We start from the raw sequence: 6,410 nt of genomic DNA on the forward strand, positions 1-6,410 counted from the left end.
CCGCATGGGTGAGGGTAAGCGCGGGAAGCCGGCCGGTGAACTGGAGCGGCTGCGGGTCTTCGAGACGCTGGCCACCGAATACTTCCGCATGGTTGAGCTGTTTGCCCCCGACGGCGGCCCTGCCCCTGCGGACCCTGCCGGGGCCGAGCGACGGCACTGGGTGGAACTCTTCCGCGCGGCGCTGCTGCGCAAATTCATCGTGCGCGATGAGCACGTCTCGCTCAAACTCGTGGTCAGGGCGCTGCGCCTGTGCAATATCCCGGCCGATCCCACCGTCGCGGAGGGGACCGACGCCGTCGTGCGCCTCTTCACGCCCGAAATGCTCCAGGGCCGCCGGCCCGAGCCGCCCGGCACCGCATCCGCCGGTGCGTTTGCCGGCGGCGCGCTGACCAACGACGCCGAGGCGCAGGACGTCTTCGACGACGTGCTCTACGGGCGGCTGCTGCACGGCGACGCCGACCGGTTCCGCCGTTCCGGCTGGGCGGACGACTACACCCGGATGAGTGCGGCGGCGGCCGCCCGGTTTGAGGCCGAGCACGCGCTCGCCAAAGCACTGGAGGTGGTCAGCTACGGGCTCGCCCATGGACTCCTGCGGCCGCCAGCGGCGGGCGGGCATGCCATGCCGCCGGCGCCTGGCCCCCAGGAGCGTGCGCGGCACTAAGGCGGTCCGCGGCGACGGGGGAGTCGCCGACGTCGAACGGGGCCAGCCGGCGCCGGAGCCCGGCGCGCACTCCGGGCCACTCCTCGGCAAGGATCGAGAAGACGGCGGTGTCCGCACGGCCCCCGTCCGGTGCCGTGCGGTGGCCCCGCAGCGTTCCTTCGTGCCGCGCGCCCAGCCGCTCGATCGCGGCGGCGCTGCGCGTGTTGCGGGCATCGCACCGGAACCCCACGCGCCGGACGCCCAGCCCGCCAAAAGCGTAGGCGAGCAGCATGTGCTTGCTCGCCGGGTTGACGTGGCTGCCCCAGAACTGCCGCCCGTAAAACGTCCCGCCCACTTCCAGCCGCTGCTGGGCGGGGACGTGCTCGCGCAGGGACGTCGTTCCCAGGAGGGCACCCGTGCGCCGGTCCGTCACTGCGAACGGCAGTGTGGCGGGATCGTCCAGCCTGGATGCAAAGAGGGATGCCAGTTCGGCCGGGGTTGCAGGCATCGCCGCAGCCATGCCTGCCCACATCCCGGGGTCGACGAAATCGAAGAGCCCGGCGCTGTGCTCCGGGGAAAGCGGAACCAGGCGGATTCCGTGGCCGTCCAGGACAATATCGTGTCGCATTGGAGCATCTAATCACCGTGCCGGGGCGGCCGTCCCGCCCATCAGGTGCCGCGCCGGTGAACGTTGGATGACCGGCAGATGGCCGGCAGCCCGGGCCGGGAGTATTTACTACCGGCCGGTAAAGTAGACGGGTGAATGAAAGCGACCCGGACCAAAACATCCCAGCCCACAACCCCGCAGAACTCAACGTCCCGGCCTCTGACGGCCCGGCCCACTCGGTGGACCGGCTGATCAACAGCCTGTGCGCCACGATCGAGGACTACCCCAAGCCCGGCATCAGCTTCAAGGACCTGACCCCGGTCTTCGCCCACGGCCCGGCACTCAAAGCGATCGTTGACGCCCTGGTGGAGCCGTTCCGGGGCCGGTTCGACGCCGTGGCCGGGGTGGAAGCCCGCGGCTTCCTGCTCGCCGCGGCCGCCGCCTACGCCACGGACACCGGCGTGATCACGGTCCGCAAGGCTGGCAAGCTCCCCCGTGAAGTGGTCGCCGAGGACTATGCCCTTGAGTACGGCACCGCCACCCTCGAACTGCACACCACGGACCTTGCCCCGGGCAGCCGCGTGCTGATCCTCGACGACGTTCTGGCCACCGGCGGCACGCTCGGCGCCGCGGCACGGCTGTTCGAACGCTGCGGCATCCACGTCGCCGGCGTCGGCGTCGTTATGGAGCTCGACGGGCTCGGCGGCCGCGAGGCCCTGGCCGGACACCCCGTCCGGTCGCTGCTGCGCCTGTAGCCGAACGCCGTAACGGGCACGCCGCGAAGGGAACGCAGAAACTGGACCCCGCGGACCGTGTGGGTAGAATTCCCTGACGAAGACTGCCTTGACAGTTTTCGGCCAACGCATCTTCGATGCGCCGGCCGAATTGGCTGTAGAATGGTGGGTCTGTCTTTTTCGATAGGGGAACGTTCGATGCACGACGCTGATTTGGCCCATGAACGCGACTATGTGGCCGGCCTGTACGCCCGGCTGGATGAGTTGCGGGCGGAAAAGCGCGCCCAGCTGGCCCAGGTCCGGCGTGCCGGTGCGGTGGGCACCATGCAGAACGTCTCCGAGCGCGACGCGTTCGCGGCCCTGTACGAGGACCGCCTGGCCCAGCTCGACGCCGTCGATGACCGGCTGGTCTTCGGCCGCCTGGACCTGGATTCCGGCGAGGCCCAGTACATCGGCCGCATCGGCCTGACCACCGAGGACCTGCAGCGGCTCATGGTGGACTGGCGCGCGCCCGAGGCCGGCCACTTCTACCAGGCCACGGCCTTTGACCGGCAGGGCGTGCGCCGCCGCCGCCACCTGATCCTGCAGGGCCGCGAGGTCAAGGCCATCGAGGACGACGTGCTCGACGCCGACATGCTCGCCGACTCCGACTCCCTCCAGGGCGAGGGCGCCCTCCTGGCCGCCCTGAACTCCAAGCGGACCGGCCGGATGTCCGACATCGTCGGCACCATCCAGTCCGAACAGGACCGGATCATCCGCTCCTCCATCTCCGGGGCCCTCGTGGTCCAGGGCGGCCCCGGCACGGGCAAGACCGCCGTCGCCCTGCACCGTGCCGCGTACCTGCTGTACACGCACCGGGAGCGGCTCAAGAGCGCCGGCGTCCTGCTGGTGGGCCCGACGTCGTCGTTCATGAACTACATCGAACGCGTGCTGCCCTCGCTCGGCGAGACCGGCGTCGTCATGGCGAGCCTGGGCCGGCTCATGCCGGGCATTCACGCCGTCGCTGAGGACGACGCCGCCGTCGCTGCCATCAAGGGCCGGCTGGACATGGCAGAGGTCGTGGCCAACGCCGTGGCCAACCGGCAGCGCATCCCCGCCGCCAACCGGATCCTGGAAGTGGACGGCCGCAAACTCGTACTGACGCCGCGGCAGGTCCGCCGCGCCAAGGAACGGGCGCGCGCCACCGGCAAACCGCACAACGAGGCCCGTGTCTCCTTCGTCAAGATCCTGCTCCGCGAGCTGACCGAGCAGATGACGGAGCTGGTGGAGGCCGGCAACATCGGCAACAACGCCGACCGTTCCTACCTGGCCGAAGACGTCCGGTCCGCCCGGGATGTCCGGATCGCGCTGAACCTGTGCTGGATGCCGATGACCCCGGAGAAACTCGTGGGGGAGCTGCTGAGCAAGCCGGCCATCCTGGAGGCCTGCACGCCGAACCTCAGCCCGGAGGAGCGCGCCCTGCTGCTCCGCCCGGCCGGCTCGCCCTGGACCGAGGCCGACGTCCCGCTGCTCGACGAGGCAGCCGAGCTGCTCGGCGAGCTGGACGCCGCCGCCGGCCGGAGCCTGGCGCAGCAGGAACAGGACCACGCCCGCGACCTCGCCAACGCCAAGCAGACGCTAATCAACATGGAAACCGCCGGTGTCGACGTCCTTGTCTCGGCTGAAGACCTGGTGGAGCAGAACCAGGAGCGGGAGGCCCGGCTGACCGCTGCCGAGCGCGCGACGACGGACCGCACCTGGGCCTTCGGGCACATCGTGGTGGACGAGGCGCAGGAGCTCTCGCCCATGCAGTGGCGGCTGCTGGTCCGCCGCTGCCCGCTGAAGTCCTTCACGATCGTGGGCGACATCGCACAGACCAGTTCGGTCGCCGGGGCCAAGTCCTGGCACAGCGCACTGGCCCCCATGTTCGGGGATCGGTGGCAGCTCGAGGAGCTGACCGTCAACTACCGCACGCCGTCCCAGATCGCCGAAGCCGCGGCCCGGATGGCCAACGCGGCCGGACTGGTGGTCTCGGCGCCAAAGGCCGTCCGGGAGGGCCGCTGGTCCCCGGTCATCGACCAGGTCGCCAAGGAAGGCATCATCGACAAACTCATCGAGGTCCTGCCGGAAGAACTCGACGCCGTCGAAGGCGGCCTGCTGGCGGTCATCGCCGACGGCGGGCTCCTCCCGGCGGCCAACACGGCCTTGCGTGCCGTGTACGGCCACCGCATCGGCACTGGGGCCGGGAGCTACGAACAGGACATCGTGGTGATCAGCCCCCGCGAGGCCAAGGGACTGGAGTTCGACGGCGTCGTGGTCCTGGAACCGACGGACATGCTCAACCACGAGCACGGCCGGGTAGGCGACCTGTACGTGGCCATGACGCGGCCCACGCAGCGCCTGCGCATGATCGCTTCCGCCGGTATCCCGGCCGGCATCGAGGGGTAGTCGCCGGCGCTGTCGCCGCGGCGTCACCTGCGCTGCTGATCTGCCGATCCTGCTAACTTAGATTCCGTGTCCCAGCAAAATAATCTCGATGCCCAGCAGAACGACCCCAGCTTCGCCAACATCTGGCAGGAGCTGAAATGGCGCGGACTTGTCCACGTCTCCACGGATGAGGTGGAGCTCGAGAAGCTCCTCGCCGGCGACCCCGTGACGTATTACTGCGGTTTCGATCCGACAGCACCGAGCTTGCACCTGGGCAACCTGGTCCAGCTGCTGCTCATGCGCCGGATCCAGCTGGCCGGGCACAAACCGCTCGGACTCGTCGGCGGTTCCACTGGCCTGATCGGTGACCCGCGTCCGACGGCGGAACGCACCCTCAACACCAAGGACACTGTGTCCGAATGGGTCGGCTACCTGCAGGCCCAGGTCCGCCGCTTCCTGAGCTTTGAGGGTGACAATGCCGCCCGGATGGTCAATAACCTCGACTGGACGGCGCCGCTGAGCGCCATCGACTTCCTTCGTGAGATCGGCAAGCACTTCCGAGTTGGCACCATGCTCCGCAAGGACGCCGTCGCGTCCCGTCTCGGCTCCGACGAGGGCATCAGCTACACCGAGTTCAGCTACCAGATCCTGCAGGGCATGGATTACCTCCAGCTCTACCGTGACTACGGCTGCGTGCTGCAGACCGGCGGCTCGGACCAGTGGGGCAACCTCACCAGCGGAACCGAACTCATCCGGAAGGTTGAAGGTAAGCACGTCCACGCCCTGGGCACGCCTCTCATCACCAACTCCGACGGCACCAAGTTCGGCAAGAGCGAGGGCAATGCCATTTGGCTGGATCCGGCCATGTGCAGCCCGTACACCTTCTACCAGTTCTGGCTCAACACGGCCGATGCCGATGTGGCGGACCGCCTCAAGGTCTTCACGTTCTTGAGCCGGGCAGAGATCGAGGCGCTCGAAACCGCCGTTGCCGAACGTCCGTTCGCACGGGAGGGCCAGCGGAAACTCGCGTACGAGGTCACCTCCCTGGTGCACGGCGTGGATGCGACGGAAAAGGTCATTGCTGCGTCGGCCGCCGTGTTCGGCAACGGTGACCTTTCCGTGCTGGACGAGGCGACGTTGAAGGCAGCGACTTCCGAGCTCCCTTCTGCCACAGTCGACGCTGGCGCGCTGGGCATCGTCGAACTGCTGGTGGCCTCCGGTCTGTCGGAAAGCAAGTCCGCTGCCCGCCGTACCGTCGGTGAAGGCGGAGCGTACGTGAACAATGCCAAGGTGACGGACCCCGACGCCGTGGTGGCCCCCGGCGAACTACTGCACGGGCGGTACCTGCTCCTGCGCCGCGGCAAGAAGAACCTTGCAACAGTCGAAGTCGCCGTGTCCTGATCCCGGTTCGCCGCTGCATGCCAACTACACGCCCCTGTCCCGCCGATTTGCACGGCGGCGCAGGGGCGTGTATTGTTTTCTGAGTCGCCGCCGCTGAGCGGTGACAAACCCCCACAAATGAGAAGCAATTCTTCATGCGCCAGGTGCGGATCGGAAGAATTGCTTCAATTCTGCTGGGCGGATTCGCTCCACAGAGTGAATTCCGGATGAAAATCCTGAATTTGCAAAGTGGTAATGAATGAAATAAGCTATAAACATCGCAGCGAAGAAAAGCGAAACAAAAGAATTCATTGAAATGAATTTTATTTCGACAAGTATTCGAATGTGTCTGTTGTTTGAGAACTCAATAGTGTGCCAAGTTTGTTGATACCAATTTATTATGGATTGGTTGTTTTGCCGGGCCCGTCACCCCGTGTCGGGTCTGGTTTTTCAGCTGGTTTCAAATTTTGTGCAGCCTGGTTCCGCGTTTTCCCGTGGTTCCTGGTTGTGTCTGTTATTTTTCAACGGAGAGTTTGATCCTGGCTCAGGATGAACGCTGGCGGCGTGCTTAACACATGCAAGTCGAACGATGAAGCCAGCTTGCTGGTGGATTAGTGGCGAACGGGTGAGTAACACGTGAGTA

General features: G+C 66.8%; 5 protein-coding genes. 4 read left to right on the forward strand and 1 reads right to left on the reverse strand.

The window, feature by feature from the left end:
- Window positions 1-4: 4 nt before the first annotated feature.
- Window positions 5-661, forward strand: a complete 657-nt coding sequence (locus tag CFN17_RS14470; RefSeq protein ID WP_208748462.1) for a hypothetical protein — start codon at window positions 5-7, stop codon at window positions 659-661.
- Here CFN17_RS14470 and CFN17_RS14475 read toward each other — a convergent pair.
- Window positions 564-1,268, reverse strand: coding sequence for a GNAT family N-acetyltransferase (locus CFN17_RS14475; protein ID WP_208748463.1), 705 nt, complete (start codon window positions 1,266-1,268; stop codon window positions 564-566). The genes CFN17_RS14470 and CFN17_RS14475 overlap by 98 nt on opposite strands.
- A 218-nt stretch (window positions 1,269-1,486) precedes the next feature.
- Between CFN17_RS14475 and CFN17_RS14480 the strand changes: the two genes are divergently transcribed.
- The 3 genes from CFN17_RS14480 (at window position 1,487) to tyrS (ending at window position 5,788) form a co-directional block, all read left to right on the forward strand.
- On the forward strand, window positions 1,487-2,002 hold the full coding sequence (locus CFN17_RS14480; RefSeq protein WP_261792471.1) for an adenine phosphoribosyltransferase: 516 nt from the start codon (window positions 1,487-1,489) through the stop codon (window positions 2,000-2,002).
- A 177-nt stretch (window positions 2,003-2,179) separates the two neighbouring features.
- Complete coding sequence (locus tag CFN17_RS14485; protein WP_208748464.1) at window positions 2,180-4,408, forward strand: AAA family ATPase; 2,229 nt, start codon at window positions 2,180-2,182, stop codon at window positions 4,406-4,408.
- Window positions 4,409-4,474: 66 nt separating this feature from the next.
- Entirely contained in the window at window positions 4,475-5,788 is a 1,314-nt protein-coding gene (gene tyrS / locus CFN17_RS14490) for a tyrosine--tRNA ligase (RefSeq protein WP_208748465.1), read from the forward strand.
- Window positions 5,789-6,410 lie beyond the last annotated feature (622 nt).

The sequence above is a fragment of the Arthrobacter sp. PM3 genome (assembly GCF_003352915.1).
GTDB lineage: Bacteria > Actinomycetota > Actinomycetes > Actinomycetales > Micrococcaceae > Arthrobacter.